This window comes from Pseudomonas reinekei, assembly GCF_001945365.1.
Taxonomy (GTDB): domain Bacteria; phylum Pseudomonadota; class Gammaproteobacteria; order Pseudomonadales; family Pseudomonadaceae; genus Aquipseudomonas; species Aquipseudomonas reinekei.
The window spans coordinates 1-24,197 of record NZ_MSTQ01000017.1; the positions used below are offsets into that span (position 1 = coordinate 1).

At 59.1% G+C, this 24,197-nt stretch carries 23 protein-coding genes and 1 rRNA gene; 13 read left to right on the top strand and 11 right to left on the bottom strand.

What is annotated here, in order from left to right:
* Positions 1 to 78: 78 nt before the first annotated feature.
* A 5S ribosomal RNA gene (gene rrf, locus BVK86_RS22570) occupies positions 79 to 194 on the top strand.
* Between the two features lie 249 nt (positions 195 to 443).
* On the opposite strand, the gene BVK86_RS22575 is transcribed toward rrf, so the two are convergent.
* The 5 genes from BVK86_RS22575 to BVK86_RS22595 all read right to left on the bottom strand — a co-directional run bounded on the left by BVK86_RS22575 (position 444) and on the right by BVK86_RS22595 (position 7,426).
* A complete protein-coding gene (locus tag BVK86_RS22575) occupies positions 444 to 905 on the bottom strand; it encodes an SRPBCC family protein (RefSeq protein ID WP_075948525.1) in 462 nt (153 codons plus the stop codon).
* A gap of 29 nt (positions 906 to 934) precedes the next feature.
* Positions 935 to 4,351 (bottom strand): non-ribosomal peptide synthetase, encoded by a 3,417-nt coding sequence (locus tag BVK86_RS22580; protein WP_075948526.1) that lies wholly within the window; start codon positions 4,349 to 4,351, stop codon positions 935 to 937.
* A 13-nt stretch (positions 4,352 to 4,364) separates the two neighbouring features.
* The gene (locus BVK86_RS22585; RefSeq protein ID WP_075948527.1) at positions 4,365 to 5,294 is read right to left on the bottom strand and encodes a diiron oxygenase; all 930 of its coding nucleotides are present in this window, start codon (positions 5,292 to 5,294) and stop codon (positions 4,365 to 4,367) included.
* A complete protein-coding gene (locus tag BVK86_RS22590) occupies positions 5,291 to 6,061 on the bottom strand; it encodes a DUF3050 domain-containing protein (protein ID WP_075948528.1) in 771 nt (256 codons plus the stop codon). Before BVK86_RS22590 ends, BVK86_RS22585 begins: the two co-directional genes overlap by 4 nt.
* 654 nt (positions 6,062 to 6,715) lie before the next feature.
* Positions 6,716 to 7,426: a GntR family transcriptional regulator gene (locus BVK86_RS22595; protein WP_075948529.1), complete on the bottom strand. Its 711-nt coding sequence runs from the start codon at positions 7,424 to 7,426 to the stop codon at positions 6,716 to 6,718.
* Between the two features lie 197 nt (positions 7,427 to 7,623).
* On the opposite strand from BVK86_RS22595, the gene lapG reads away from it, so the two are divergent.
* Together lapG and lapD are read left to right on the top strand one after the other, a co-directional pair.
* Positions 7,624 to 8,316 (top strand): cysteine protease LapG, encoded by a 693-nt coding sequence (gene lapG, locus BVK86_RS22600; RefSeq protein WP_075948530.1) that lies wholly within the window; start codon positions 7,624 to 7,626, stop codon positions 8,314 to 8,316.
* A 13-nt stretch (positions 8,317 to 8,329) separates the two neighbouring features.
* Positions 8,330 to 10,276, top strand: a complete 1,947-nt coding sequence (gene lapD, locus BVK86_RS22605; protein ID WP_075948531.1) for a cyclic di-GMP receptor LapD — start codon at positions 8,330 to 8,332, stop codon at positions 10,274 to 10,276.
* 82 nt (positions 10,277 to 10,358) lie between these two features.
* Here the strand turns inward: lapD and BVK86_RS22610 are convergent, their stop codons facing one another.
* On the bottom strand, positions 10,359 to 10,724 hold the full coding sequence (locus BVK86_RS22610) for a tryptophan synthase subunit beta (RefSeq protein ID WP_075948620.1): 366 nt from the start codon (positions 10,722 to 10,724) through the stop codon (positions 10,359 to 10,361).
* Positions 10,725 to 10,951: 227 nt separating this feature from the next.
* Between BVK86_RS22610 and BVK86_RS22615 the strand changes: the two genes are divergently transcribed.
* The 4 genes from BVK86_RS22615 to BVK86_RS22630 are packed head-to-tail and all read left to right on the top strand — an operon-like array spanning position 10,952 to position 14,637.
* Positions 10,952 to 11,839, top strand: coding sequence for a TauD/TfdA dioxygenase family protein (locus BVK86_RS22615; RefSeq protein WP_075948532.1), 888 nt, complete (start codon positions 10,952 to 10,954; stop codon positions 11,837 to 11,839).
* A 17-nt stretch (positions 11,840 to 11,856) separates the two neighbouring features.
* Positions 11,857 to 12,882 carry an ABC transporter substrate-binding protein gene (locus tag BVK86_RS22620; protein WP_075948533.1) on the top strand — a complete coding sequence of 342 codons (1,026 nt, stop codon included), beginning with the start codon at positions 11,857 to 11,859 and terminating at the stop codon, positions 12,880 to 12,882.
* A 5-nt stretch (positions 12,883 to 12,887) separates the two neighbouring features.
* The gene (locus BVK86_RS22625; protein WP_075948534.1) at positions 12,888 to 13,748 is read left to right on the top strand and encodes an ABC transporter ATP-binding protein; all 861 of its coding nucleotides are present in this window, start codon (positions 12,888 to 12,890) and stop codon (positions 13,746 to 13,748) included.
* A gap of 22 nt (positions 13,749 to 13,770) precedes the next feature.
* On the top strand, positions 13,771 to 14,637 hold the full coding sequence (locus BVK86_RS22630; protein WP_075948535.1) for an ABC transporter permease: 867 nt from the start codon (positions 13,771 to 13,773) through the stop codon (positions 14,635 to 14,637).
* Between the two features lie 31 nt (positions 14,638 to 14,668).
* On the opposite strand, the gene BVK86_RS30615 is transcribed toward BVK86_RS22630, so the two are convergent.
* Positions 14,669 to 15,682 carry an RHS repeat-associated core domain-containing protein gene (locus tag BVK86_RS30615; RefSeq protein WP_075948536.1) on the bottom strand — a complete coding sequence of 338 codons (1,014 nt, stop codon included), beginning with the start codon at positions 15,680 to 15,682 and terminating at the stop codon, positions 14,669 to 14,671.
* A gap of 307 nt (positions 15,683 to 15,989) precedes the next feature.
* Between BVK86_RS30615 and BVK86_RS22640 the strand changes: the two genes are divergently transcribed.
* The 4 genes from BVK86_RS22640 to BVK86_RS22655 all read left to right on the top strand — a co-directional run bounded on the left by BVK86_RS22640 (position 15,990) and on the right by BVK86_RS22655 (position 21,313).
* Positions 15,990 to 16,907, top strand: coding sequence for a LysR family transcriptional regulator (locus BVK86_RS22640; protein WP_075948537.1), 918 nt, complete (start codon positions 15,990 to 15,992; stop codon positions 16,905 to 16,907).
* 219 nt (positions 16,908 to 17,126) lie between these two features.
* Complete coding sequence (locus BVK86_RS22645; RefSeq protein ID WP_075948538.1) at positions 17,127 to 18,659, top strand: MFS transporter; 1,533 nt, start codon at positions 17,127 to 17,129, stop codon at positions 18,657 to 18,659.
* Between the two features lie 27 nt (positions 18,660 to 18,686).
* On the top strand, positions 18,687 to 19,751 hold the full coding sequence (locus tag BVK86_RS22650; protein WP_075948539.1) for an HlyD family secretion protein: 1,065 nt from the start codon (positions 18,687 to 18,689) through the stop codon (positions 19,749 to 19,751).
* Positions 19,748 to 21,313: an efflux transporter outer membrane subunit gene (locus BVK86_RS22655; protein WP_075948540.1), complete on the top strand. Its 1,566-nt coding sequence runs from the start codon at positions 19,748 to 19,750 to the stop codon at positions 21,311 to 21,313. Before BVK86_RS22650 ends, BVK86_RS22655 begins: the two co-directional genes overlap by 4 nt.
* Positions 21,314 to 21,320: 7 nt before the next feature.
* Here the strand turns inward: BVK86_RS22655 and BVK86_RS22660 are convergent, their stop codons facing one another.
* A complete protein-coding gene (locus BVK86_RS22660; protein ID WP_075948541.1) occupies positions 21,321 to 22,079 on the bottom strand; it encodes a slipin family protein in 759 nt (252 codons plus the stop codon).
* A 2-nt stretch (positions 22,080 to 22,081) separates the two neighbouring features.
* A complete protein-coding gene (locus BVK86_RS22665; protein ID WP_173668851.1) occupies positions 22,082 to 22,612 on the bottom strand; it encodes an NfeD family protein in 531 nt (176 codons plus the stop codon).
* A gap of 195 nt (positions 22,613 to 22,807) precedes the next feature.
* Here BVK86_RS22665 and BVK86_RS22670 point away from each other — a divergent pair, with 195 nt between their 5' ends.
* Positions 22,808 to 23,269, top strand: coding sequence for an aminoacyl-tRNA deacylase (locus tag BVK86_RS22670; RefSeq protein WP_075948543.1), 462 nt, complete (start codon positions 22,808 to 22,810; stop codon positions 23,267 to 23,269).
* A 115-nt stretch (positions 23,270 to 23,384) separates the two neighbouring features.
* On the top strand, positions 23,385 to 23,630 hold the full coding sequence (locus tag BVK86_RS22675) for a DUF2789 domain-containing protein (RefSeq protein WP_075948544.1): 246 nt from the start codon (positions 23,385 to 23,387) through the stop codon (positions 23,628 to 23,630).
* A gap of 4 nt (positions 23,631 to 23,634) precedes the next feature.
* Here the strand turns inward: BVK86_RS22675 and BVK86_RS22680 are convergent, their stop codons facing one another.
* Together BVK86_RS22680 and BVK86_RS22685 are read right to left on the bottom strand one after the other, a co-directional pair.
* Positions 23,635 to 23,916, bottom strand: coding sequence for a type II toxin-antitoxin system RelE/ParE family toxin (locus BVK86_RS22680; RefSeq protein ID WP_075948545.1), 282 nt, complete (start codon positions 23,914 to 23,916; stop codon positions 23,635 to 23,637).
* Positions 23,913 to 24,191, bottom strand: coding sequence for an antitoxin of toxin-antitoxin stability system (locus tag BVK86_RS22685; RefSeq protein ID WP_075948546.1), 279 nt, complete (start codon positions 24,189 to 24,191; stop codon positions 23,913 to 23,915). Before BVK86_RS22685 ends, BVK86_RS22680 begins: the two co-directional genes overlap by 4 nt.
* Positions 24,192 to 24,197 lie beyond the last annotated feature (6 nt).

The window sequence follows — 24,197 nt, forward strand, 5'->3', positions numbered from 1 at the left end:
GTATCGTTCACAAAACCGCAAGACTATCGCATACCCAATTTGCTGAAGCGTCGAAAGACGAGTCGGCACACCGAATTTCTTGACGACCATAGAGCATTGGAACCACCTGATCCCATCCCGAACTCAGCAGTGAAACGATGCATCGCCGATGGTAGTGTGGGGTTTCCCCATGTGAGAGTAGGTCATCGTCAAGATTAAATTCCAAAACCCCTGTCTGCTAAAGCGGACAGGGGTTTTGTCGTTCTCGGCCCGTCAAAAGTCGCAGACGTAAAAAAGCCAGCTCCTGGATTCAGGGGCTGGCTTTTTTATGCTCGCAAGAATGAAATGATTAGAACGGCTAGATCACCGTCGCAGAGACCTTGCGCTCTTCGCCCAGGTAGCAGAAGTTCAGGCTCGCACAGAACGCTACATAAGATTCATTGGTACCACTGCTAAACGAAGCCTTATCCAAACAGCTTCAGCACATTGTTCATCGCATCATCGGCAAAATCCTGGATGAACGCCTGGAATCCCGGCGCGTCACCACCCTGCGCCGGTTCGGCGATGATGGTCCAGGTGGCGATGGATTTGTCTGAGCCCAAAGACTCCACCTGCATCGCCGCCCACAGATTCGCCACCCCCAGGGTGTTGTAGATCGTGGTCCAGGTCATGTTCCGTGCCTGATCGTCGCGGGAGTTGAGTTGTTCAACGACGAGGTTGCCGTCCTTGAAGAACTTCTTGCGCAGCGAAGTCACACCTTCACCGGTCATTTCGATGTGTGACAGCGCCGGAATGAATCGGTCGAAGCCGGCAAAGTTACCGACAACGGCCCAGACCTGTGCGGCCTTGGCCGGGACTTCCACTGTGGACACGATGTGGCAGCCTTGCGGGTTTTTGATCAGGGTATCGGGTTGCAGAGTGCTCATGGTTTTGCTCCGTGCTGGTTTGGATGGAATCAGATGAAATTGATTTCTTTGAGGTAGTCGCACCCGCGTCGCAGCAGCGCCGGGGATTTATCCGGATAGCGCGCGCCCATCTGCCGCACACCGGCCTGGGCGTTGGCGTGACCAATCATTGAGATGTCGCCGATGTCTTCTTCGAAGCCGTTGAGGTAGAAGCCCAGCACGCCGAACAGCGCGTTATCGCTGTCGACCCGGCCCAGTTGCTGCTGCCAGTCGGCGACGCTGACCAATGAAAATTCCCGCCCGGCGTCACGAAACGACGCCACATAGCGCTCCCAGCTCAGGGGCTCGGGATTGTGCAAGTTGAACACCGCGTTCTCCGGCTGATAGCGGCTGGCATGGAAGGCGATGAAACGGGCGAGGAAGTCCACGGGCATCAGGTCGAAATTCAGCGCGAACTCCGGTACCTGGCCGAGCTGGATCGAGCCCTTGAGCATCAACATCAAACGATTCTTGTGTGGCTGACACACGCCAGTGAGGCTGTTGAAACTGATGTTGCCGGGGCGATAGAGATTGACCTGCACACCGCGTTCGCGCGCGCGTTCGAGGATCCGCTCGCCGACCCATTTGGAAAGGTTGTAGCCGTTCTTGATGTAGATAGGCGGGGTTGGCGCTGCGGGTAGCTCGAGTACCTGGCCATCGGCGTTAATCGTGCTGGACGCCGAGAGTGTCGAGACGAAGTTGAAGATCTTTTTGCTCTGCCCTTCGCACAATCGCAGGCATTCGAAAATCGGCTCGACGTTGTCCCGCGCCAGTGACTCGTAATCGAGTACGTGATTGACATTGGCAGCGTTGTGCACCAATGCGCCGAACTCTCGATCAAGGCGCTGATAGGCCTCATCGGCCAGCCCCAGGCAAGGCTGGGTGATGTCCGCCGTGTACACCCGCACCCGACTCAGGTCCAGATGCTCCAGCCGGTTCTCACGCAATGCCTGAGCGAACCGCTCGACTGCCGATTGCCCGTTGCCATCGCGGACCAGGCAGGCGACTTCGCTGGCGCCCCCGGCCAACAAGGCTTCGACAATGTGCACGCCGACAAAACTGTTGGCGCCGGTGACGATCACCTTGCGTACATCGCCCAGACGGCTGATGGGCAATGGCTGCACATGCAGTTCACGGGAGGCATCTGCCAAGGCTTGCTCGCTCAATACTTGTTCGCTGCCTGAACCTCGCATCAGTGTCGCAAGCTTGGCGATGGTGGGCAGTTCGATGAAGCGGTTAATCGAAATGCTGCGACCAAATTCTTCGCGCAAACGCAGGAGCATGCGCGACAACAGGATCGAATGACCGCCCAGATTGAAGAAGCTTTCATCTGTGGAAATATCGCTGGCCGGCAACGCCAGCAACTCGGTCCAGATCTCCAGCAATAGCGCTTCATCGGCGTTGGCCGGTAGCCGTCGCAAGGTGTTTTCGCTAACACTGACCGGCAGCTCCAGCAGCGCCTTGCGATCGACCTTGCCGTTGCTGGCGTACGGCATGCTCATCAGTTCGGTCCACGCCACGGGCTGCATGTAGTCCGGCAGACACTGCAGGGCATGAGCCTTCAGGGCATCGCGAGCAGTACCGGCTCGATGCTCCTGAGGCTGCGCAAGGAAGGCCAGGATTCGCCGGTGGCTGTCGATCACCACCGCCACCTGACGGTACAACTGGCTGTCGCGCAGGCAGCGTTCGATCTCCTCCGGCTCGACTCGAAAGCCGCGAATCTTTACCTGGTTGTCGCGCCGCCCGCACAGCTCGATTCCCTCGCACGTCCACTTCGCCATGTCGCCGGTGCGATAGACGCGCAAGGCTTGGCCATCAGGCAACGTCAGGGTCAGATAGCGTTCGGCAGTCTGCTGAGCGTTATTCAAATACCCAAGGCACACGCCGGGACCGGCGATGTACAACTCACCGACGGTCTGCTCAGTCACCGGCTGCAAGTCCTCATCGAGAATCAGCACCTGACTGTTGGCGATCGGGTCGCCGAGGGTTCGGTTGTTGTCGTCCGCCTGCAGCTGCCGCGCGGTAATCAGCACCGTGGCTTCGGTCGGGCCGTAGAGGTTGTAGAACTTGCCTTGGCCGGTCAGTTGCTGGATGACCCAAGGCTCGCAGACATCACCGCCGGTCATGACGTGTTCAAGGTTGCGCAGTTGCTCCAGCGGCAGAATGCTCAGCAGTGCCGGTGGCAAAAAAGCGTGGCTGAGTTGCCATTGACGGATCAGCTCCACCAGTTGCAGTGGATCGCGGCGCTGGTTATCACCGGGCACGACCAGTTCGGCGCCTTGCAGCAAGGTCGGGAAAATATCGATCAGCGACGAGTCGAAGCTTAGTGAGGAAAACTGCAGCACCCGGCTTTGTTCGGTCAACTGCACATAGTCGGCATACCAGGCGGAGAAGTGAGCGAGGTTGGCCTGGCTGAGCAATACGCCTTTGGGATGGCCGGTGGTGCCCGATGTGTACAGCGCCATGCACGGTGCATCGAGAGCGGGGCGCTGACGCATCAGTGGTTGCTCGAGATTCACGGCGGTGCCGTCGATAGCCGTGATATCGAATCCCGGCATTTCAGTTGCTAGCGGATGCTGCCCGTCATGCAGTAATAACGCCGCATCGGCATTCGACAGAATGTACTGTTGGCGTTGCAGCGGATGGCTTGGCTCCAGTGGCAGGTACACTGCGCCGCTGCCCAGAATCGCCAGAATCCCAGCGTATAACGCGCTGCATTTCGGCAGGCAGATCCCCACGACCACTGGGCCTTCATGCAGAGAGAGCAAGGGCTGCAATCGTTGTTCGATCGCACGGCTCAGGTCATGCAGTTGACGATAGTCCAGGGTGATGTCGGCAACGTTCAACGCAGGCCTTTCGGCGCTCTGAATGAGGCGCGGCTCAAGTCGCTCGATCAGCGGCTGCTCAGCCAGTTTGAGCAGTTGCGGATGAGCCGTGGCATTGCGGTGATGGAGGTACGCGAGGCTGTCGAGAAACAGCAGGTTTTCGCGCGTCGCGACGTGAACGTCGGTGGCCGGTTCGGTGCGCAGGAAATACTCGGCGTCCCGGGAGTAGCGACTGACCAGCAGCGCCACGTGATCGACCAGGTCCGCCATCGCGCGCAAACGCAGCGCCTGGCCGTTGCCCGTGGTTTCATCGGCGATCGGCAGGCGAGTGAGCAATGTCGAGTCGACGGTGAATATCAGATCCAGCGCCGGTAGCCCCGAAGCGACCGACAGGTCGATGCCCAGTTGCAGCGTCAGGCGCGGCGCAATACTGGGAATCTGAATGTTCAGGCTGGCATCATCGATCACCAGATCCAGATGCGCCGGCACCGGTGCATCGAATGTCGTTATCCGCGTCAGTGCATGACCGTGTTGTTCGAGCTCCAGCGCCAGCGCGGTCAGGGCCTGGCTGTGTCCAGCGAGAAGAATGTCGAGACGTCTCATGACGGGGTCCTCGTCAAAGCAAATAATCGCTCAAGGCGCTTTGCACGCACGGCGAATCGAGCAGCGAACTGCTGCGGAAAAACCGCACGATGTTGGCGACCAGCGGATGGTGGCGATTGATCGGGAAGGCCAGGCCGGACATCTCGTTCTTGAGGGACTGGCGCGTGGCGTTGTTGATCTGCAAAGCGTCGATCAGGTGGAAGTCGAAGGCTTTCTGAATGTCGTTGGTCAGGTAGTGGCCGATGAACACTGGCAGGATCTGCGCGATGCGCTGGCGGTCGTTTTCGCTCGCGGTATGCCAGTAGATGCGCACCATCCGCGACCAGAATCCAGAGTGCCGACCTTCGTCGAGCAAGTGGTCGGCCATCAGCCCCTTGATCGACTGCTTGACCGTATCGTCCTTGGCAAACGCCGCGACATCACCGGTTACGGTGTTCTCGGCGATCGCCACGCAAATCAGCTCCACGGCGCTGCGCAGGTGTTCCGGTGCGAGGGCGATGGCGGCCGGGATCGCGCGGCTCAACTCGATTTCGTCGGGCAACTCAATGGGCGTGATGCCGGTCATGGCGACGGTCTGTTGCATGAAATCCATGGCCACCAGCGCGTGGTAATCCTCGTCGACGACCACGGTCATGGCGTCATAGCGACAGGCGAAAGGGAACGTCATGGCGAAGCGATTCTTGGCGATGCTGCGGGCGGTCTTGTCGACGATCTCGGTTTCGAAGATCACCACATCGTTGATGAATTTGTAGAGCGTCTGCACCAGGGCGAAGTCGCGCTGCTCCGGGCATTCGCGCAGGAACGTCTCGCTGAGTACCAGTGGTTGCCGACTCAGCGGATAGATCAGTTTGTCGTCGTTCTCCAGCAAGCGCCGCGGGCGGGTGCGGATGGTGGCGCGGCTCTCCCAGGCGTCGGCGAACGACAGATAGTCGGCGGCGTTCATGGGGTCACCTCCGCCAGAGGCATGCTCAGGCGCAAGCCATCCCACAGGGCGATGCGGCTTTCCACGGCGGCGATGGCGCTGGCGTACACGTCTGCCTGGCGTTGCGGATCGCTGTCGACTAGTCGGGCAAGGAGTCGTTCTGCGGCGGGGCCATGGTCTTCAGAGTCGACTTCGATGTGACGTTCGAGGTAGTAACGAAAGGTTGGGGCCTGCTCGATGCCGATTCCCCAGTCGTCAAGAATGCGCTGGAACATAAGCGGAATCACACTCTCGCGACCATGCAGAAATGCCGCCGCGACACTGTGTCCCGGGGCGTGCAACGCGGTGTACAACGTATGGCGCACGAACCGCGCAGTTGCCGGGTCGACCTCGACACTTTGCAGCGCCACGTCATAGCTCACGCCTTCCTGCTGCAGCGACACGAATCGTTCTATGGCGGACGTGTTCGCGCCGACCTCGCGCATGGCATCGAGGTATAACTCGAAATGGCTGTAGTGCCCCTGTGCCGGGCGGTCGTCGGATTCTTCACCGAGTACGATCTCGTTGATCAATCGTGCCGCCTGTGGGTCGCTAGGGGGGAGCCAGGGTAATTGCGTACACGTCAGTTCCTGTTGCAATCGCTTGGTCAGCGACATGAAGTCCCAAACTGCAAATACATGGCTTTCCATAAAACGCTGTAGAACCGAGAGTGAATGTATTTCGGAGAAAATCGGGTGTGCACTCAGTTCGGCTTTCTTTTGCTCAAGATGCTCTCTGGTGGGTCTCATTGGCGAACCTTTAAGTTGTCAGTTGTGTAGGCTTGATCAAGAGTTGGTTGCGGGTTTTAAGTTTCTTCAGGCGAGCAGTTGCCTCAATTGAATTGATCATTTTTTGTTACTTTTGAGCCATATTTTGCGGGTCGTTCAGCCAGTGCCCTATGTCGGCGTAGAAAAACTAGTACACAAATAAAGCGCTGGGCAAGTTATTTTTTTAGTGTTTTTGACTTCAACTTTATTTGACGTGATAAGTTCCAATAAGACTATTTGTATAAGTTTTATTTTGGCGTAGTTGCTCCTTCCGTCTTATATAAGTCAGAATTTTTATAAAGAGTGAATGCCTCACTCGAAGCAACTTTCTTGATGAACTCGTTGAGGTGATCTTAGGGGGAAGTTCGCCGGGGATGACGTCGACGCTTCCGTTCCCGTGGCAAGGCTCCTTCCGTAGGTTCTTGGTGCGGGGGGACTGTTCCATTACTGCAGTGCGTCGCCCCGTTCTTAGGTTGTCGGCACCCCAAGAGTGAGCGTAATTCAAGGCAGCCGCTATCACCGACCCCTGGGGGGCGGACAGGGCTGTATAGGCGGGAGATTTGTAAGTGGATCGTTCGATTTCAAGCGGACTGTCGGCTGTACAGCCGAGAGGGAGCGGGCTCCCTCATCACTGCTTTACTTCGGGTTGTTTCTGCTCTGGGCTTCAGGGCTGTTGAGGTATTGGGTGATGACCTCAACCCCACGATTGAGGTGAAGGGTGAGCAACTTCACCGAACCTTCGACATCCCGCTCTTGGGCGGCACGCAACATGGCCCGGTGGTCTTCCTGGGACAGTTTGCCAAGGCCCATGGCTTCCAGATTGAAGCGCAGGAAGCGTTCTTCCTCATTCAAACCGTCTTCTACCAGTTTCAGCAGGCGCTTATTGGGCGCCTTGCCGTAAAGCGCCATGTGGAAGAGGCGGTTGAGCCGGCCGATTTCGGTGTAGTCGAGTTCGGTTTCCAACTCATCGATATACCGGGCGGCCTGTTCGAGGTCCGCAGTGTCAAGCAACGGCACCGACAGGCGCAGCGCTTCGGACTCCAGCAGTATGCGCAGGGCGTAGGTTTGCGCGGCGTCACCCTGGACCAGCGGGGCGACTACGGCACCTTTGTGGGCGACCACGTTAAGCAGCGCCTGGGCTTCGAGCTGGCGCAGGGCTTCACGCACCGGCATGCGGCTGACACCGAAGAGGTCGGCCAGGTCTTGCTGGCGCAGGGCGATACCGCAAGGCAGGCGACCATCGAGAATGGCCGAGCGCAAGGTTTGCTCGATGACTGAGCGTGCCAAGTGAGCGGGAATCGGCCCGTTGACTTTGATACTGCTAAGCGGGTTGGGCTTTTGTGACACTACTACACACCCTGATTGGCTGATTTGTTTTTGGATCCAACTGACACTAGTAACCGCCTGACGGCTTGTCAAACGCGCAACAGAGCGCCTTTCCATGAGTTTAGCGCGGCCTCGTTGATCTCACCGTGCCGTTGTTTTTTCGCAAGCTAACCTACACCATCAACCGACTTCCACCTGCCCAACCTGGATACCTCGCATTGGCGGTACGTTTCCCGATCTCACGGACATTGTGCTCGCTGTGCGGCGCGTTGCTGCTGGCCGGCGTAATGCTGGGCGCAGTGCAGGGCGATTGGAATTTTTCCTCCATCAGCCGCCGGGCGCAGGCATTGTACGGACCTTTGGGCGAAGGTCAGCAGCGCATCGATGATTGGCAGCACCTGCTGGCCACCCAGAAGCAGGTCGGCGAGCTGGAGCAGCTCAAGCAGGTCAACCAGTTCTTCAACCAGCGCATACGCTACGTCGAAGATGTCGATCTGTGGCATCAGACCGATTACTGGGAGACGCCGATCGAAGCCTTGTGGAAAGGCGCTGGCGATTGCGAAGACTACGCTATCGCCAAGTATTTCAGCCTGCGTCACTTGGGCGTCGCCAGTGACAAGCTGCGTATTACCTACGTGAAGGCGTTGCGCCTCAATCGTGCGCACATGGTGTTGACCTATTACTCGAGCCCGCAGGCCGTGCCGCTGGTGCTCGACAGCCTGATCGACGAAATCCGGCCCGCCAGCCAACGAACTGATCTGCTGCCGGTCTACTCTTTCAATGCAGAAGGGTTGTGGTTGCCCGGTGCCAAGGGCAACCAGAGGGTCGGTGATACCAAACGCCTGTCCCGTTGGCAGGACGTACTGAAAAAAATGCAGGCCGAAGGATTTCCGGTCGAGTCGATTAACTAGGAGCAGCCCACAGATGTCATTGTTCAAACAACTGTTGATCGCAATCTGTCTGTTCCTGGTCATCGCCTTCACCGGCAGTTTCATGGTCAGCCTGGAGAGTTCGCGAACCCAGTACGTCAATCAGTTGCGATCCCACGCCCAGGACGCGGCAACGGCGCTGGCGCTGTCCCTGACACCGAACATCGATGACCCGGCGATGACCGAGTTGCTGGTCAGCTCGATTTTCGACAGCGGCTATTACGCCAGCATCCGTGTGGTTGATTTGTCCAACGACAACACACTGGTAGAGCGCAGCGGTATCCCGGCGGATACCAACGTCCCGGCCTGGTTCGTCAAATTGATCGGCCTGGAGCCTGCCGGCGGTGATGCGATCGTTAGCCGTGGTTGGGAGCAGGCTGCTCGGGTAGAGGTAATCAGCCATCCGATGTTCGCCCTGGCCAAGCTGTGGCAGAGCGCGTTGGGCAGTCTGGCCTGGTTGCTGATCTGTGGGGTGGTCAGCGCGATACTGGGTGCGCTGCTGCTGCGCCGACAATTGAAACCGCTTGATTACATGGTCCAGCAGTCCCATGCCATCGCCCGTCGCGAGTTTCTCAGCTTGCCCGACCTGCCTCGCACGCCTGAACTGCGGCGCGTGGTGCAGGCCATGAACCAGATGGTCGAGAAGCTCAAGGCGCTGTTTCAGGAACAGGCCGAGCGCAGTGAAAAACTGCGGGCCGAGTCATATCAGGACAACCTGACCGGGTTGGCCAACCGGCGTTATTTCGAGATGCAGTTGCACGCGCGGGTGAGCAATCCTGAGCAGGCCAGTTCTGGCTATTTGTTGTTGTTGCGGGTTCAGGATCTGGCGGGGCTTAACCAGCGTTTGGGCGGTCAGCGTACAGACGAACTTTTAAAGGCCGTCGGCGAGCAACTGTCCCGAGAGTGCGCGCGATACCCGGAAACCCTGAACCTGGTCACACGGATTCGTGGCGGCGAGTTTGCCGTGCTGGCGCCAGGGCTGGTGCGCGAAGAAGCGTTGCAGTTGGCCCAGCACCTCGACAGCGCCATGGCCAGCCTGCATGCGACCGGTGCGACGGACGTGGCTACGGTGGCCGCGATCGGGCTGGCGCCATTTGTCTACGGCGACGCGCCGCAAGCCGTGCTCGGTCTGGCGGATCAGGCGCTGGCGCAGGCTGAAGGCCAGAGCGATTCGAACTGGGTCTGCCTGGATCGCAGCGCTTTGGCCGGTGTCGGCGATGATCACCATGCCTGGCACGGTTTGCTGGATCAGGCGCTGAATCAGCGGCGGTTCACGTTGTTTTTCCAACCGGTAGTGGCCAGCCAGGACACGCAGCTGGTGCTGCATTTCAAGGTCCTCTCACGGCTGATCGACGATCAGGGCCAGAGCATTCCGGCCGGGCGCTTCCTGCCATGGCTGGAACGCTTCGACTGGACCGCGCGACTGGACCGCCTGATGCTGGAGTTGGTGCTGGAACAGATGGCCAATCACGAATCATCCCTGGCGCTGAACCTGTCTTCGGCAACCCTCGAAGACCCGCAGGCGCTGAATGGGCTCTACGAACTGCTGCGTTCGCATTCCAATCTGGGATCGCGCCTGACCCTGGAAATCGGCGAAGAACAACTGCCGGACCAAGCCTTACTTGAAGACCTGACGCGGCGTCTGCGCGAACTTGGGTTCTCGTTGAGCCTGCAGCATTTTGGCGGGCGTTTCAGCATGATCGGTAACCTGGCGCGGCTCGGTTTGGCGTACTTGAAGATCGATGGCAGCTACATCCGCGCGATCGATCAGGAAAGTGACAAGCGCCTGTTCATCGAAGCCGTTCAGCGAGCAGCCCACAGCATTGATCTGCCGCTGATTGCCGAACGGGTCGAAACCGAGGGCGAACTGGCGGTGATTCGTGAGCTGGGGGTTTATGGGATTCAGGGACGGTTGGTGGGTGAGCCGAAGCCTTGGGGGTAGGCCTCTGGATTTTCAGATGTCTGTGAGGGCGCCATCGCGGGCAAGCCCGCGATGGCGTCAGTACAGGCGACGAAGGAAAAGCTCAGATCAACCCATCCTCATCATCACCCACCAAATGACTCAACCCGCCCAACGCTTCCCGCGCCTGGCTCCGGTCCATGAGTTTGGCCTGTGCCGGCGCTGGCAGGTCGGTGACGAGGATCACGCCTTTGCTGATCAGCACTTCGATCAAGTCGTCGAGTACCCGGATCATTTCCAGGTCGCTTTTGCGCAGTTGCTTGAGCTGTTTGATCTGCTTGAGCTGGGTGAGGCTGTTGGCCATGAGTTCATTGGCGAACCAGGCCTGGAGATCAGGGTGGTCGGCCGGCAGCGTTTCCGTGGATTCGGCGTAGGCTTCGGCTTCCACGCGCATCAGTTGTCCGTCTGTATTGCGTTGCACGTAGAACATGGAACATCCCTCGGAGAAGAACCGCGTCATGCTGTCAGCAGCATAGGCGAATTCAGCCATATGGTTATTCGCTAACGGTATTTAAAATCCTGTTCTTATATCTATAAAGTTAAACCCCTGCGTACCTGCCGACCAATCGGCGCGCCGCACGACACGAACCATCACGACATCCGTGAGTTTCTGATCGACGTGCGCGCCCCTGAGCGTGCCGTGCGTGGGAGTGATTTATGTCAGCCGTATCCGCATCACCAGCCATCGCGCCACAACACTTTGAAATTCGCCCGTTCAGCGGCGCAGTGGGCGCCGAAATCATTGGCCTCGATTTGTCCCGCCCGATCAATGACCAGGATTTTGCCCGCATTCACCGCGGGCACCTGGATCATCACGTGGTGGTGTTGCGCGACCAGCGCATTTCGCCCCAGCAGCAAATCGATTTCAGCCGCCGTTTTGGCGTGTTGCAGATCCATGTGCTCAAACAATTCCTGCTTGCCGGTCACCCGGAAATCCTCATCGTTTCCAACATTGTCGAAAACGGCCAGAACATCGGCCTCGGTGATGCCGGCAAGTTCTGGCACTCCGATCTCTCCTACAAAGAGCTGCCGAGCCTGGGTTCGATGCTGCATGCCCAGGAGCTGCCATCGGAGGGCGGCGACACGCTCTTCGCCGATATGCACAAAGCCTGGGACACCCTGCCCGAGGCGCTGCGCAAAGCGGTGGAAGGTCGCTCGGCGGCGCACTCCTACACGGCGCGTTACAGCGAGACCAAATTCGAAGGCAACTGGCGCCCGACGCTGACCCCTGAGCAACTCGCCCAGGTCGCCGAAGTGGTGCACCCGGTGGTGCGCACTCACCCGGAAAACGGTCGCAAGGCGCTGTTCGTCAGTGAAGGTTTTACGACCCGAATCGTTGGTTTGCCCGAAGACGAGAGCAAGCACCTGCTCGACGAGCTCTACGCCCACAGCGTGTTGCCACAAAACATCTACCGCCATCAGTGGCAGCCCCACGACCTGGTGTTCTGGGACAACCGTTCGCTGATCCACCTTGCCGCCGGATGCCCAAGCCATCTGCGCCGCAAGCTGTATCGCACCACCATCCAGGGCGACGCGCCTTTCTGATTTGTCGGAGATTGATCATGTCCAAACGTCTTCCATTTGCGCCGCTGGCCGCCGCCATCGGCCTTGGTTTCAGCCTGATCGCCGGCAGCCTGGTGGCGCCGACCGTGGCTCACGCCGAAGGTGAAATTCGCATCGCCGAACAGTTCGGCATCGTTTACCTGTTGCTTAACGTGGTACGTGATCAGAACCTGATCGAGAAGTACGGCAAGCAGGAAGGCATCGACATCAAGGTCGACTGGACCCAACTCTCGGGCGGCGCGGCGGTCAACGATGCGTTGCTCTCCGGCTCGATCGACATTGCCGGTGCCGGCGTCGGTCCTTTGCTGACCATCTGGGACCGCACCCACGGCAAGCAGAACGTCAAAGCCGTCGCTTCCCTGGGTAACTTCCCGTATTACCTGGTGAGCAATAATCCGAAGGTTAAAACCATTGCCGACTTCACCGAGAAGGACCGCATCGCGGTGCCGGCCGTGGGTGTTTCGGTGCAGTCGCGCTTCCTGCAATACGCCGCCGCCAAGCAGTGGGGTGACAAGGAATTCAATCGCCTCGACAAGTACACCATCGCCGTTCCGCACCCGGATGCGACCGCCGCGCTGGTGGCCGGTGGCACTGAGCTGACCGGGCACTTTTCCAACCCTCCGTTCCAGGATCAGGCGCTGACCAATCCAAATGTGCACGTGGTGCTCAACACCTACGACCTGCTCGGCCCGAACTCGCCGACAGTGCTGTTCGCCACCGAGAAATTCCGCAACGAAAACCCGAAAACCTACAAAGCCTTTTTCGATGCCTTGACCGAAGCGGCCACGTTTGCCCAGAACGATAAAGGTGCGGCGGCCGACACCTACATCCGCGTCACCAAGGCAAAAATCGACCGCGCCGAGTTGCTGAAAATCATCGACAACCCGCAGTTCGAATTCAGCATCACGCCGAAAAATACCTATCCGCTGGCCGAGTTTCTCTATCGCGTAGGCGCGATCAAAAACAAACCGCAGTCGTGGAAGGATTACTTCTTCCAGGACGCCAAACCGCTGCAAGGGAGCTGATTGAAATGAATGCCCCCTTGCAAGGCCACACGGTCAGCAAACCGAATGCAACAGCACAGGCGCTGTTGTCGGTCAATAAAGTCAGCCTCGAATACCGCACGCGGCAGCGTGTGGTACGAGCCACCCACCAAGTCAGTTTTGAAATCGACCTGGCAGACCGCTTTGTGCTGCTGGGGCCGTCCGGTTGCGGCAAGTCGACACTGCTCAAAGCGGCTGCCGGATTCATCCAGCCCGTGGAAGGCGAGATCCGTCTGCAAGGTCAGCGCGTCGATGCGCCGGGGCCGGACCGGATTGTGGTATTCCAGGAATTCGATCAACTGCCACCCTGGAAAACCGTCAAACAAAACGTAATGTTTGCGCTGCTGGCCTCGAAAACCCTCAAGCGCAAAGAGGCAGAGGAACGGGCGCTGCACTACCTGGAGAAGGTCGGTCTGGCGGCGTTTGCCGAGGCTTATCCGCATACCCTGTCGGGCGGTATGAAAGCGCGGGTTGCGATTGCGCGGGCGCTGGCGATGCAGCCGAAAATCCTCTTGATGGATGAACCCTTTGCGGCCCTCGATGCACTGACCCGACGCAAGATGCAGGAAGAGTTGCTGCTGCTTTGGGAGGAAGTGCGCTTCACGCTGCTGTTCGTTACGCACTCCATCGAAGAGGCGCTGGTGGTGGGCAACCGCATCCTGTTGCTGTCACCGCACCCGGGGCGGGTGAGGGCAGAAGTCCACAGCCATCAATACGACTTGCACAGCCTTGGTGGGGTGGCGTTCCAGGCGTCGGCACGACGCATCCACCGGTTGTTGTTCGATGAAGGCCAGTCGCCGGAAACCGAGCGTGAGCTCGACTTCGCCGACATCCGCATCGCTTATTGAGCCAGTGTGAGAGGAGGGCCCGATGCGCCATTTATCATCCCCGCGTGAAGAGTTTGAGACCGTTCTGCAGCCACTGACCAGCGTGCCGCTGGAGCGTGAACTGCCCATCGGCCAACGTCTGTGGCAACAGGGCTGGATTCGTAAAAGCCTGATCCTGATGATGCTCGCCGTGCTGTGGGAAGCCGCTTCGCGCTATACAAACAACGACCTGCTGCTGCCGAGTTTCATGCAAACCGCTCATGCGCTGTACGACGGTCTGCTCAGCGGCGAATTGCTTGGCAAGGTGTGGATTTCACTGGTGGTGTTGCTCAAGGGTTACCTGATCGGGATCGTCCTGGCATTTGCCCTGACGACGCTGGCGGTGTCGACGCAATTCGGTCGCGATTTGCTCAGCACGCTGACCTCGATGTTCAACCCGCTACCGGCCATTGCGCTGCTGCCGCTGGCGCTGCTGTGGTTTGGCCTGGGGCAGAACAGCCTGATTTTCGTGTTGGTGCATTCGGTGCTCTGGGCGCTGGCGCTGAACACCTACGCCGGGTTCCTCGGCGTTTCGGAAACCCTGCGCATGGCCGGGCGCAACTACGGCCTCAAGGGCATGCGTTTCGTGTTGTTCATCCTGATTCCGGCGGCGCTGCCTTCAATCCTCGCCGGCTTGAAAATCGGCTGGGCGTTTGCCTGGCGCACGTTGATCGCGGCGGAGTTGGTGTTCGGCGCCACCAGCGGCAAGGGCGGGTTGGGCTGGTACATCTTTCAGAATCGCAATGAGCTGTATACGGACAAGGTATTTGCCGGTTTGGCGGTGGTGATTCTGATCGGGTTGCTGGTGGAGAACCTGGTGTTTGATTCGTTGGAACGGATGACGGTCAGGCGGTGGGGGATGGTGCGGTGAGGTGAATCTCTCACAAAACTAAACGTGGTTCCTACTTTCTTTGTCGTATGGTGCTCGAAGTAGAAAGCCCATCCATACGATTTCTGTGTGCTAGACGAAGTCGAGTTTGATATCCCGGAGGTGGCGTTCCAAATACTCCGATTGGATCTGGAACAGATAGTAGATTCCGAGAATTGCCTGCGTCTGGCATCGACGTCGAGAACAAGCTTGGGTCTTGTCTTGAGTATGAAGGCGGCTTTTCACCTGCCGATGCTGGCAGTAGCGTTGAGCGATTGAGGGGATAGGGTGGTGGTGACGATGGCATTTCGATCGAGACCCGACGGGGATAAAGATCGAAGTAATCGGGAGGGCTTCCTCTGGGTCTGCTGAACGGAGCCTCATACCACCCGGCGTGCCTGACTAGCCGTTGAATCGAACGAGTACCCAGATACGTAGACGCGGCTCCCGTTATCACACTAGTAGCGGAAAGCACTTGAGATGCTTGGGGAGCGAAATCAAAAATGGTTGCAAGTCCAGCAGCCATACCTGTCATCCCGGATATCGTCCCTAGTCCATTTGCCAGCGTGAGTTGTCCGCGACCAGCTATTAAGGAGGCAAGATTCATGCTTGATCCCAGAGTGGAAGTCACGTAACCAATTGTTCCGATCTCTCTTACTCTGGAAAATAACGCAAGTACGCCCCAATGGCCCGTCGGATCCGACCGATTCACAGGGTCCCCCACGCAATACATATACGCATTCAACCCCCCCCCACCAAACGGGCTCCAGCTGTCCGGGCTATGAAACCGCAACAATCTCGGGTTGTAGGCGCGATAGCCGTTGCCCAACAAATACCAGCCAAAGCTTGCTTCACGCAATTGGCCATTGAAGCCCAGTCGTGTCTCGACCTTCTGCTGCGCGGATTGCTCGCCATAAGCTGAGTAACCGATGGTGTTGGTCTGACTATCGACGATTTCGCCAATGATGGATTGGCTGTGGTCGGTTGCCAGCAGCACTACGCGTGGCCTACTGCAGTTGTCTTGATCAACAGGTTTGCCTTGACTCATACCGGCGCCTTCCAGGCAGTGGAGCAGGTCTTGAGTTTTACTCGCTTGAGCAAGGCTTGAGAACTATCAGAACTGATAGTGGTGTGAGTCGCTTTTTTGGCTGGTGCCAATAGATGCGGTGACTATTCGGCCGCCTTCGCGGGCAAGCCCGCTCCCACAGGTTTTTGTGTGATGCACCAATTCTGCTACCACCGCCAATCACTGTGCGGGCTTGCCCGCGATGGGGCCGGTACCGCCGGCCCATCATTCTGAGGTAGTTTGCTAGCATTGCGTCTGAATCAACCCAGACCAGTCACGAGTGCTCGCCATGCAATTGCCAGACATGAACCTCTTGGTCGCCCTCGACGCCTTGCTCGACGAGGGCAGTGTGGTGGGCGCGGCGCGGCGGATGAATTTGAGCCCGGCGGCGATGAGCCGCACGCTGACGCGCATTCGTGAGGCCATTGGTGATCCGATCCTGGTGCGCGCCGGTCGTGGTCTGGTGCCGACGCCCAAGGCGCTGGAGTTGCGCGAACAGGTGCGCGATGTGGTGGAGCAGGCCGCGCAGTTGTTCCACTCCGCGGGCGTGGTGGATCTGGGCAGTTTGCGGCGGCGCTTCAGTATTCGGGCCAACGATTTCTTCATTGGCATCTATGGCGGCAAGCTGTTCGACACCATGGAGCGTCAGGCCCCGCATTGCGAATTGCGCTTCGCCCCGGAAGGCGACGGCGATGACGAGGCCTTGCGCGAGGGCCGCATTGATCTGAGCGTCAGCAACAATCGGCCGGTGATGCCGGAAGTGAAGGTGCAGAACCTGTTTTCCACCCAGTTTGTCGGGCTGGTGCGCGAGGATCATCCCTTGCTCGATCAGGAAATCACCGCCGAACGGTTTGCCAGTTATTCGCACATCAGCATGTCCCGCCGCGGCATCGCCCGTGGGCCGATCGATGCGGCCCTCAACGCGTTGGGGCTGGAGCGGCGGGTGGCGGTGATCGCGCCGAGTTTCCATGCGGCGATGTTCGCTTTGCCTGATTCGGATCTGATTCTGCCGGTGCCCCGGGAGACGCTGCTGAGCGTGCGCCGGCTGGGGCTCAAGTTGCGTTCGTTCACCCTGCCCATCCCGCTGCCGACCATCGTGCTCAGCCAGGCCTGGCACCCACGTTTTGACAATGATCCCGCCCACCGCTGGCTGCGTGAAACGCTCAAAGCCTGTTGCGATGCGACGTGGCTGGCCGCTCAGCCCTGAGGTGCGCAAGGGGCCACTAACACCTATGGATGGTGGTTGAGCTGAAGCGGCGGTGGTAGTTTTTTCCGTCATTTCTATGCGTGACAAAGGTTCGTTGTCGCGGTGATTGGCAGCGTCTGAATGCTGCGTCCAACGCACTTATAAATTGCCGATAAGTCAGTTTTCGTCAGCGATCAGCGTTCGTAGACTGCCACCTTATTTTTTCGGAGTTGTACACCGATGACCTCCCTGACGGCCACGGCGCCTTTGGCTGCCCCCATGGCGGCCCCTGCGCCGATGGTGTTTGGCCCACGGCTCATCATTGGCCTAGTGGGCGTGTTGCTGGCGGTGCTGGTTGCAGGCCTCAACGAGATGGTGACCAAGGTGGCCCTGGCGGATATCCGGGGTGCGTTGGCCATCGGCTATGACGAGGGCACCTGGCTGGTCGCCAGCTACGCCGCGACTTCGGTGGCCGCCGCGGCGTTTGCACCCTGGTGCGCAGTGACCCTTTCATTGCGGCGCTTCACGCTCTGGGCGATCAGTGCCTTCACCCTGTTGGGGGTGTTGTGCCCGTTGGCACCGAACTACGAAAGCCTGCTGGTGCTGCGCACCTTGCAAGGCCTGGCCGGCGGGGCATTGCCGCCGATGTTGATGACCGTTGCCCTGCGTTTTCTGCCGGCCAACGTGAAGCTCTACGGTCTGGCCGGCTACACTCTGACGGCCACCTTCGGTCCGGGGCTGGGCACGCCACTGGCAGGGCTCTGGACCGAATACGTCGGCTGGCAATGGACGTTCTGGCAAATCGTCGTGCCGTGCCTGATCGCCATGGTCGCGGTGGGCTATGGCATTCCTCAGGACCCCGTAAGGCTGGAGCGTTTCAAACAGTTCAACTGGCGCGGATTGCTATTGGGCTTCCCGGCGATCTGCATGCTGGTGATCGGCATTGTGCAGGGCAATCGGCTGGACTGGTTCGAGTCGAGCCTGATCTGCGCTTTGCTGATCGGCGGGGTGCTATTGCTGGTGCTGTTCCTGATCAACGAATGGTCGCAGCCCGTCCCGTTTTTCAAAATACAGATGCTCGGCATCCGCAACTTGTCGTTCGCCTTGATCACCCTTGCCGGGGTACTGGTGGTGTTGTCGGCGGTGGTGATTCTTCCATCGAGCTATCTGGCGCAGGTCCAGGGGTATCGCCCGGTGCAGACCGCGCCGATCACGCTGCTGGCAGCATTGCCGCAGCTGATCGCGCTGCCGTTGGTGGCCGCCCTGTGCAACCTGCGCTGGGTCGATTGCCGTTGGGTATTGGGGCTCGGCCTGAGCATGCTGGTGCTGTCCTGCATCGGCGGTTCGCAGCTGACGTCGGCGTGGATTCGTGATGATTTCTATGTGCTGCAACTGCTGCAGATCTTCGGTCAGCCGATGGCGGTGTTGCCGTTGCTGATGCTGTCGACCGGCAGCATCAGCCCGATGGATGGCCCTTTCGCTTCATCATGGTTCAACACCGTGAAAGGCTTGGCGGCGGTCGTTGCCACCGGGGTGCTGGACACCTTGACCACCCAGCGCCTGCACTTCCACTCGACGATGCTGGTGGACCGTCTGGGCAATTCGCCCCTGGTCGACAGCGACGCGCCGGGCCTTGCCCGTCGGCTGCATGAGCAAGCCGTGGTGCTCGCCGCCTCGGATCTTTACCTGTGCATGGCCGGTGTCGCCGTGGCGTTGATTCTGCTGATTTTCTGGATGCCGACGCGGATCTATCCGCCGCGCGCACCGACCTGAATGCTCCACTGAAACTGAAGGTTTTTTATGACGACTCAATCAAAGCAAAAAGTGACTGTGGGCGTTGCCGTCGTGATCACGCTGGGCGTACTGGTTTATCTGCTGGCGCCCAACCTGTTCGGCCAGCGCACGCAGCAGAGCACCAACGACGCTTATGTCGCGGCGGACTACACGCTGGTGGTGCCGCGCGTTGTGGGGTTCATCAAGCAAGTGCTGGTGGAAGACAACGAGCAGGTCAAGGCTGGGCAGTTGCTGGCATTGATCGATGATCGCGACCTGCGCGCCGCCGCTGAGGCCGCCGCTGCCGAATCGATGGTGGCGCAGGCGCAACTGCAAAACGCCCGGGCGACCCTCGAACGTCAAGCATCGGTGATCGCTCAGGCGCAGGCAAAAGTGATATCGGCCAAGGCTGAAATGGCATTCGCCGAACACGAACTGAATCGTTACAACCACCTCGCCGGCGTCGGTGCGGGGACGGTACAAAATGCGCAGCAGGCGCGCACGCGCATCGACCAGGCCCGCGCGCAATTGACCAATGCCACGGCGGTGCTGGCGGCGGAGCGCAAGCAGGTCGACATTCTCACCGCTCAGCGTGACGCGGCTGACGGCGGCCTGAAACGCGCGCAGGCGAAACTGGAAATTGCCAGTTATGAGCTGTCTTACACACGCATCGTTGCGCCGCAGGACGGCATGGTCGGCGAGCGCGCGGTGCGGGTCGGCGCCTATGTCACGCCAGGCAGCAAACTGCTTGCCGTGGTCCCGCTGGCACAGGCTTATGTGGTTGCCAACTTTCAGGAAACCCAATTGACCAATGTTCAGCCGGGCCAAGACGTGCAGGTACGTGTCGATACCTTTGGTGGTGAACTGCTGACCGGGCGCGTCGAGAGTATCGCCCCGGCCACGGGCGTGACGTTTGCTTCGGTGAAACCGGACAACGCGACCGGTAACTTCACCAAGGTTGTGCAGCGGATTCCGGTGAAGATTGTGCTGGAACCGGGGCAGCCGCTGGCCGAGCGCTTGCGCGTGGGAATGTCGGTGGAGGCGCGGATTGATACAGCCAGTGGCGATGTGAACGAGGTTGTTCAGCGATGAGTTTTCCAGACAAACATCGATCTCTGTGGCGAGGGAGCTTGCTCCCGATTGAATGCGTAGCGCTCACGGATTTTTCGGCCGTCTCGCAGCCTGGCGCAAGCAAGCTCCCTCGCCACAAGGCGTTGGCCCAGTCGGCAGTGTTTGTTTTTAGCCTGTTTGCGTTGGGCGCCTGCACCGTCGGCCCGGACTTCCAGAAGCCCGAGGCACAACAAATCGCCGAGTGGTCGAAACCCTCAAAAGCCGCCGCCAGCCAGGCCATCAACGAGACCTTGAATGAGCGCTGGTGGGAAGTGTTCAACGATCCGAAACTCTCGGCGTTGAGTCAGCGCGCCTTGACTGACAACCTCGACCTGAAGCTCGCCAGCAGCCGCTTGCAACAGAGCCGCGCCGTGCGCCAGGTGGTGACGGCCGACCGTTATCCAGGCACCGCCGCTGGCGGCAGCTACGCACGTAAACGCAACAGCGGCGAAGGTTTGATGGACCCGTCGGGGAACAACGGCAATTCTGCGTTCAACCTGTGGGATGCCGGTTTCTCCGCATCGTGGGAACTGGATTTCTGGGGCCGGGTGCGCCGCGAAACCGAAGCCGCCGACGCTACCCTCGAGGTCGCGGAAAATGACCGCCGTGGTGTGTTGTTGTCGGTGCTCGCTGAAACCGCACACAACTACATTCAGTTGCGCGGCGTGCAAAATACCCGCGTTGTCACCGAGCAGAACCTCGATGTCGCGCGCCACAGTTTTAAACTCTCGCAACTGCGTCTGGCCGACGGCGTGGCGACCGATCTGGACGTCGCCGAAGCCGCCGCACAAGTCGCCGCCATCGAGTCGCGCCTGCCGGCGCTGGAGCAGCGTCAGGCGCAATTGATCAACGCGTTGAGCCTGTTGATGGGCGAGCCACCGCAGGCGTTGGCCGCCGAGCTATCCAGCGACGCGCCAGTGCCGCAAACGCCACGCCAGGTCGCCATCGGCCTGCCGTCGCAACTGGCCGAGCGTCGTCCGGACATCCGCGAGGCCGAAGCCCGTTTGCATGCCGCAACCGCGAGCATTGGCGTGGCCAAGGGTGATTTTTATCCGCGCATCACGCTGTCGGGCAATGTCGGTTCACAAGCCATGCAACTGAGTGATTTCGGTTCGTGGGGCTCGCGTGCGTTCGGCATCGGCCCGCAGTTCAGCTTGCCGTTGTTCGACGGCGGACGTTTGCGCGGTGTGCTGAACCTGCGCGAGGCCCAGCAACAGGAAGCCGCCATTGCCTACCAGCAAACCGTGTTGCGTGCCTGGCATGAAATCGACGATCAATTGAGCGCCTACAATGCCAGCCAACTGCGCCGTGACAGCTTGGCCGAAGCGGTGCGGCAGAACCAAATTGCCTTGCAAACCGCGCAACGGCAATACGTTGAGGGCGTGGTGGATTTCGTCAACGTACTCACCGTGCAAAGCGCCTTGCTGGCGACTCAGGAGCAATGGGTCGAGAGCTCTGCCGGGGTCTCGCTGGCCGCGGTCGGTTTATACAAGGCGCTGGGTGGCGGATGGCAGTCGGTGTATCCGCTGGCGGCGCAACGCTGAGGGTCGTTCAAGGCTTCGATGACAAATCCGCCATGCCCTTGAGCAATTCGATCGGCAACGGAAAGACGATGGTTGAGCTCTTGTCGCCAGCAATCGAACTCAGTGTCTGCATGTAGCGCAACTGCATTGCGCCGGGCTGGCGGCCGAGCATTTCGGCGGCTTGCATGAGTTTTTCCGAGGCTTGCAGTTCGCCTTCGGCGTGGATCACTTTGGCCCGGCGTTCGCGTTCCGCTTCGGCCTGTTTGGCGATGGCGCGGATCATCGATTCGTTGAGGTCCACGTGCTTGATCTCGACGTTGGCGACCTTGATCCCCCACGCATCGGTCTGGGCGTCGAGCACTTGCTGGATGTCGACGTTCAGCCGTTCGCGTTCGGCCAGTAATTCATCGAGTTCGTGTTTACCGAGCACGGCGCGCAACGTGGTTTGCGCCAATTGGCTGGTGGCCATGAGAAAGTCTTCGACCTGGATGATTGCCTTTTGCGGGTCGAGCACGCGGAAGTACAGCACGGCGTTGACCTTGACCGACACGTTGTCGCGGGTGATCACATCCTGCGCCGGTACGTCGAGGACCACGGTGCGCAAGTCGACGCGGACCATTTGCTGAATCACTGGAACCAACAGGGTCAGCCCCGGGCCTTTGACCTGCCAGAAGCGTCCGAGCTGGAACACCACCCCGCGTTCGTATTCGCGCAGGATGCGCAAGGTCGCTCCCGCCAATGCGATCAACAGCAGTAGCAGCGCGACAAAACCCAGTTGCAATCCCATGGTTATTCTCCAGCTGCCGCCGCGTCAGTCGCGGCCACTTCCAGTGTTAATCCCTTGCGTGCCACCACGCGAACCAGTTGCCCGATTTGCAGCGGTTTGGCACTCGACACTTGCCAGTGTTCACCCTGCAAATGCACCCAGCCGTGAAACGCATCGCCGGCCTGTAATGACAATACCGGCGTCACGCTGCCCAGCAGTCCGGCATCGCCGCTGACGTTTTGCCGTGGGCGGGTTTTCAGGGCGCGGATCAGCAGGACTATCAGCAGTAGCGCACTGATCAGGCCCAGTCCGATCATTAACGGGATGGGCAGATCGGCATCGGTCAGGATCACCGCGCCAATCACGAACATCACAATCCCGCCCAGGCCAATCACGCCGTAATTGGGCAGTGCTGCTTCGGCGATCAGAAATGCGATGCCCAGGATGATCAGCCAGATGCCGACGGGATTGGTTGCCGACAGATCGGTCTCTGCGGCGATCGCAGTGCCGCTCAGCGCCAACAACAATGCAAGGGTAAAACAACGGGTATTCACGTGACCCTCCGGGAGAGTCGCCATTGGTTCTGTCTTGAGTCTAGTTGACCTGGTGGTTGTACGTTTTTTGCTCAGTTGTCGAGGTGTCCGATGGGCGGATTTCCCGTCGAGACGGTCCGGCAGGCCTAGACTTTTACTACGCAGAACAGCGTTAACCACGTCCGCCTGGCAATGTTGCGGACATCGAGGTGCATCATGCGTATGGCAAGAACCGTGCAGCGGAGCCTGGAGAAGGCTCAATGCGACTATGACATCGTCACCCACCCCCACTCGGCCAGCAGTCTTGAAACCGCGCGGGTCGCGGGCATTCCTGCCGAGCGGGTGGCCAAATCGGTGATCCTGGATGATCACCATGGGCATTACCTGATGGCCGTGCTGCCCGCCAGCCGTCACCTGGACCTGAGCAAAGTTCGCAGCAGCGGTGAATGGCAGGTGTCCCGGGAAAGCAACCTGCCGCACCTGTTCGATGACTGCGAACGTGGTGCGGTGCCTGCCCTGGGTGAAGCCTATGGGCTAGACGTAGTCATCGACCCATTGCTGACCCGGCAGAAAGATATCTACCTGGAGGCTGGCAACCACATCAATCTGCTGCACATGAACATGCCAGACTTCCTGAAAATGCTGCCGCATGCGCAGGTGCGGGAGTTGAGTGATTGAATGTGCGGTGTAGTTGCTGCCGTCATCGCGGGCAGGGCTTTCGCAATCCCTGTGGGAGCGAGCCAGCTCGCGATGACCGCGCAGCGGTCCCTTTACTGATTCACAGGAGCCCGACATGGAAAACCCAACTCACAGCCTCCCATCCTTGTTCAAGCAACTCGGCCTGGCCGATGACGCTGAAAGCATCGACAAATTTGTCGCCACCCATTCACCGCTCAAACCCGACCTGCATCTGGCGGACGCGTTTTTCTGGAACCCGAGCCAGGCGGATCTGTTGCGCAAGGAAATTCTGGATGACGCCGATTGGGCGGAGGTGGTGGACCAGTTGGATGTGATGTTGAGGAAGGGGCGGGGGGTGTAAAAATTCAGGTTTCAGGTGGCCACTGTCGAGAGGTATGAACAACGGCAAGTATCCATATTGAATCCGCCCATTGCTCATAAATAATGCGGTAACTCTGGTGGGGAACCAGCTCGCGAGTGCCTGAAATGATTCCGGCAGGTCCGCTGTTTGGATAGTGGGCAAGCCGGGATACCGCGTCGCTGAAACGGGTGTCCATCTCTATGGCTGCTTTCGGATTGAGAGCATGCAAATAATCCCAAATGTCTGCACGATCCTGTGCTGCTTCTTTCGTCCAAGTTACTTTCATTCTTGTCTGATTGCCTGCCTGCGCCTGGCGGCGAATTCTGCTTCAATTTCTTCGTTTGTCAGACCGTCACCATGGCGCATCGAAGTACGTGCGATGTCCACCTTACGTTGCAGGAACGCCTCGTACTCGCGGGATTCACGTTGGGTTTGAACAAACTGGCGCATCATTTCCCGAACGATTTGCGAGGCCGGACGATGAGCTGCTTCTGCTTCTGCCATGAACTGTTCTCGCAATTCAGACTCAAGTTTCATCGTAAAAACAGCTTGTTTTGACATGACCTG

Coding starts and splice junctions, on each gene's coding strand:
- BVK86_RS22575 (WP_075948525.1), bottom strand. CDS start 905: ATGAGCACTCTGCAACCCGATACCCTGATCAAAAACCCGCAAGGCTGC.
- BVK86_RS22580 (WP_075948526.1), bottom strand. CDS start 4,351: ATGAGACGTCTCGACATTCTTCTCGCTGGACACAGCCAGGCCCTGACC.
- BVK86_RS22585 (WP_075948527.1), bottom strand. CDS start 5,294: ATGAACGCCGCCGACTATCTGTCGTTCGCCGACGCCTGGGAGAGCCGC.
- BVK86_RS22590 (WP_075948528.1), bottom strand. CDS start 6,061: ATGAGACCCACCAGAGAGCATCTTGAGCAAAAGAAAGCCGAACTGAGT.
- lapD (WP_075948531.1), top strand. CDS start 8,330: ATGTCATTGTTCAAACAACTGTTGATCGCAATCTGTCTGTTCCTGGTC.
- BVK86_RS22610 (WP_075948620.1), bottom strand. CDS start 10,724: ATGTTCTACGTGCAACGCAATACAGACGGACAACTGATGCGCGTGGAA.
- BVK86_RS22615 (WP_075948532.1), top strand. CDS start 10,952: ATGTCAGCCGTATCCGCATCACCAGCCATCGCGCCACAACACTTTGAA.
- BVK86_RS22620 (WP_075948533.1), top strand. CDS start 11,857: ATGTCCAAACGTCTTCCATTTGCGCCGCTGGCCGCCGCCATCGGCCTT.
- BVK86_RS22625 (WP_075948534.1), top strand. CDS start 12,888: ATGAATGCCCCCTTGCAAGGCCACACGGTCAGCAAACCGAATGCAACA.
- BVK86_RS22630 (WP_075948535.1), top strand. CDS start 13,771: ATGCGCCATTTATCATCCCCGCGTGAAGAGTTTGAGACCGTTCTGCAG.
- BVK86_RS30615 (WP_075948536.1), bottom strand. CDS start 15,682: ATGAGTCAAGGCAAACCTGTTGATCAAGACAACTGCAGTAGGCCACGC.
- BVK86_RS22640 (WP_075948537.1), top strand. CDS start 15,990: ATGCAATTGCCAGACATGAACCTCTTGGTCGCCCTCGACGCCTTGCTC.
- BVK86_RS22645 (WP_075948538.1), top strand. CDS start 17,127: ATGACCTCCCTGACGGCCACGGCGCCTTTGGCTGCCCCCATGGCGGCC.
- BVK86_RS22650 (WP_075948539.1), top strand. CDS start 18,687: ATGACGACTCAATCAAAGCAAAAAGTGACTGTGGGCGTTGCCGTCGTG.
- BVK86_RS22655 (WP_075948540.1), top strand. CDS start 19,748: ATGAGTTTTCCAGACAAACATCGATCTCTGTGGCGAGGGAGCTTGCTC.
- BVK86_RS22660 (WP_075948541.1), bottom strand. CDS start 22,079: ATGGGATTGCAACTGGGTTTTGTCGCGCTGCTACTGCTGTTGATCGCA.
- BVK86_RS22670 (WP_075948543.1), top strand. CDS start 22,808: ATGCGTATGGCAAGAACCGTGCAGCGGAGCCTGGAGAAGGCTCAATGC.
- BVK86_RS22675 (WP_075948544.1), top strand. CDS start 23,385: ATGGAAAACCCAACTCACAGCCTCCCATCCTTGTTCAAGCAACTCGGC.
- BVK86_RS22680 (WP_075948545.1), bottom strand. CDS start 23,916: ATGAAAGTAACTTGGACGAAAGAAGCAGCACAGGATCGTGCAGACATT.
- BVK86_RS22685 (WP_075948546.1), bottom strand. CDS start 24,191: ATGTCAAAACAAGCTGTTTTTACGATGAAACTTGAGTCTGAATTGCGA.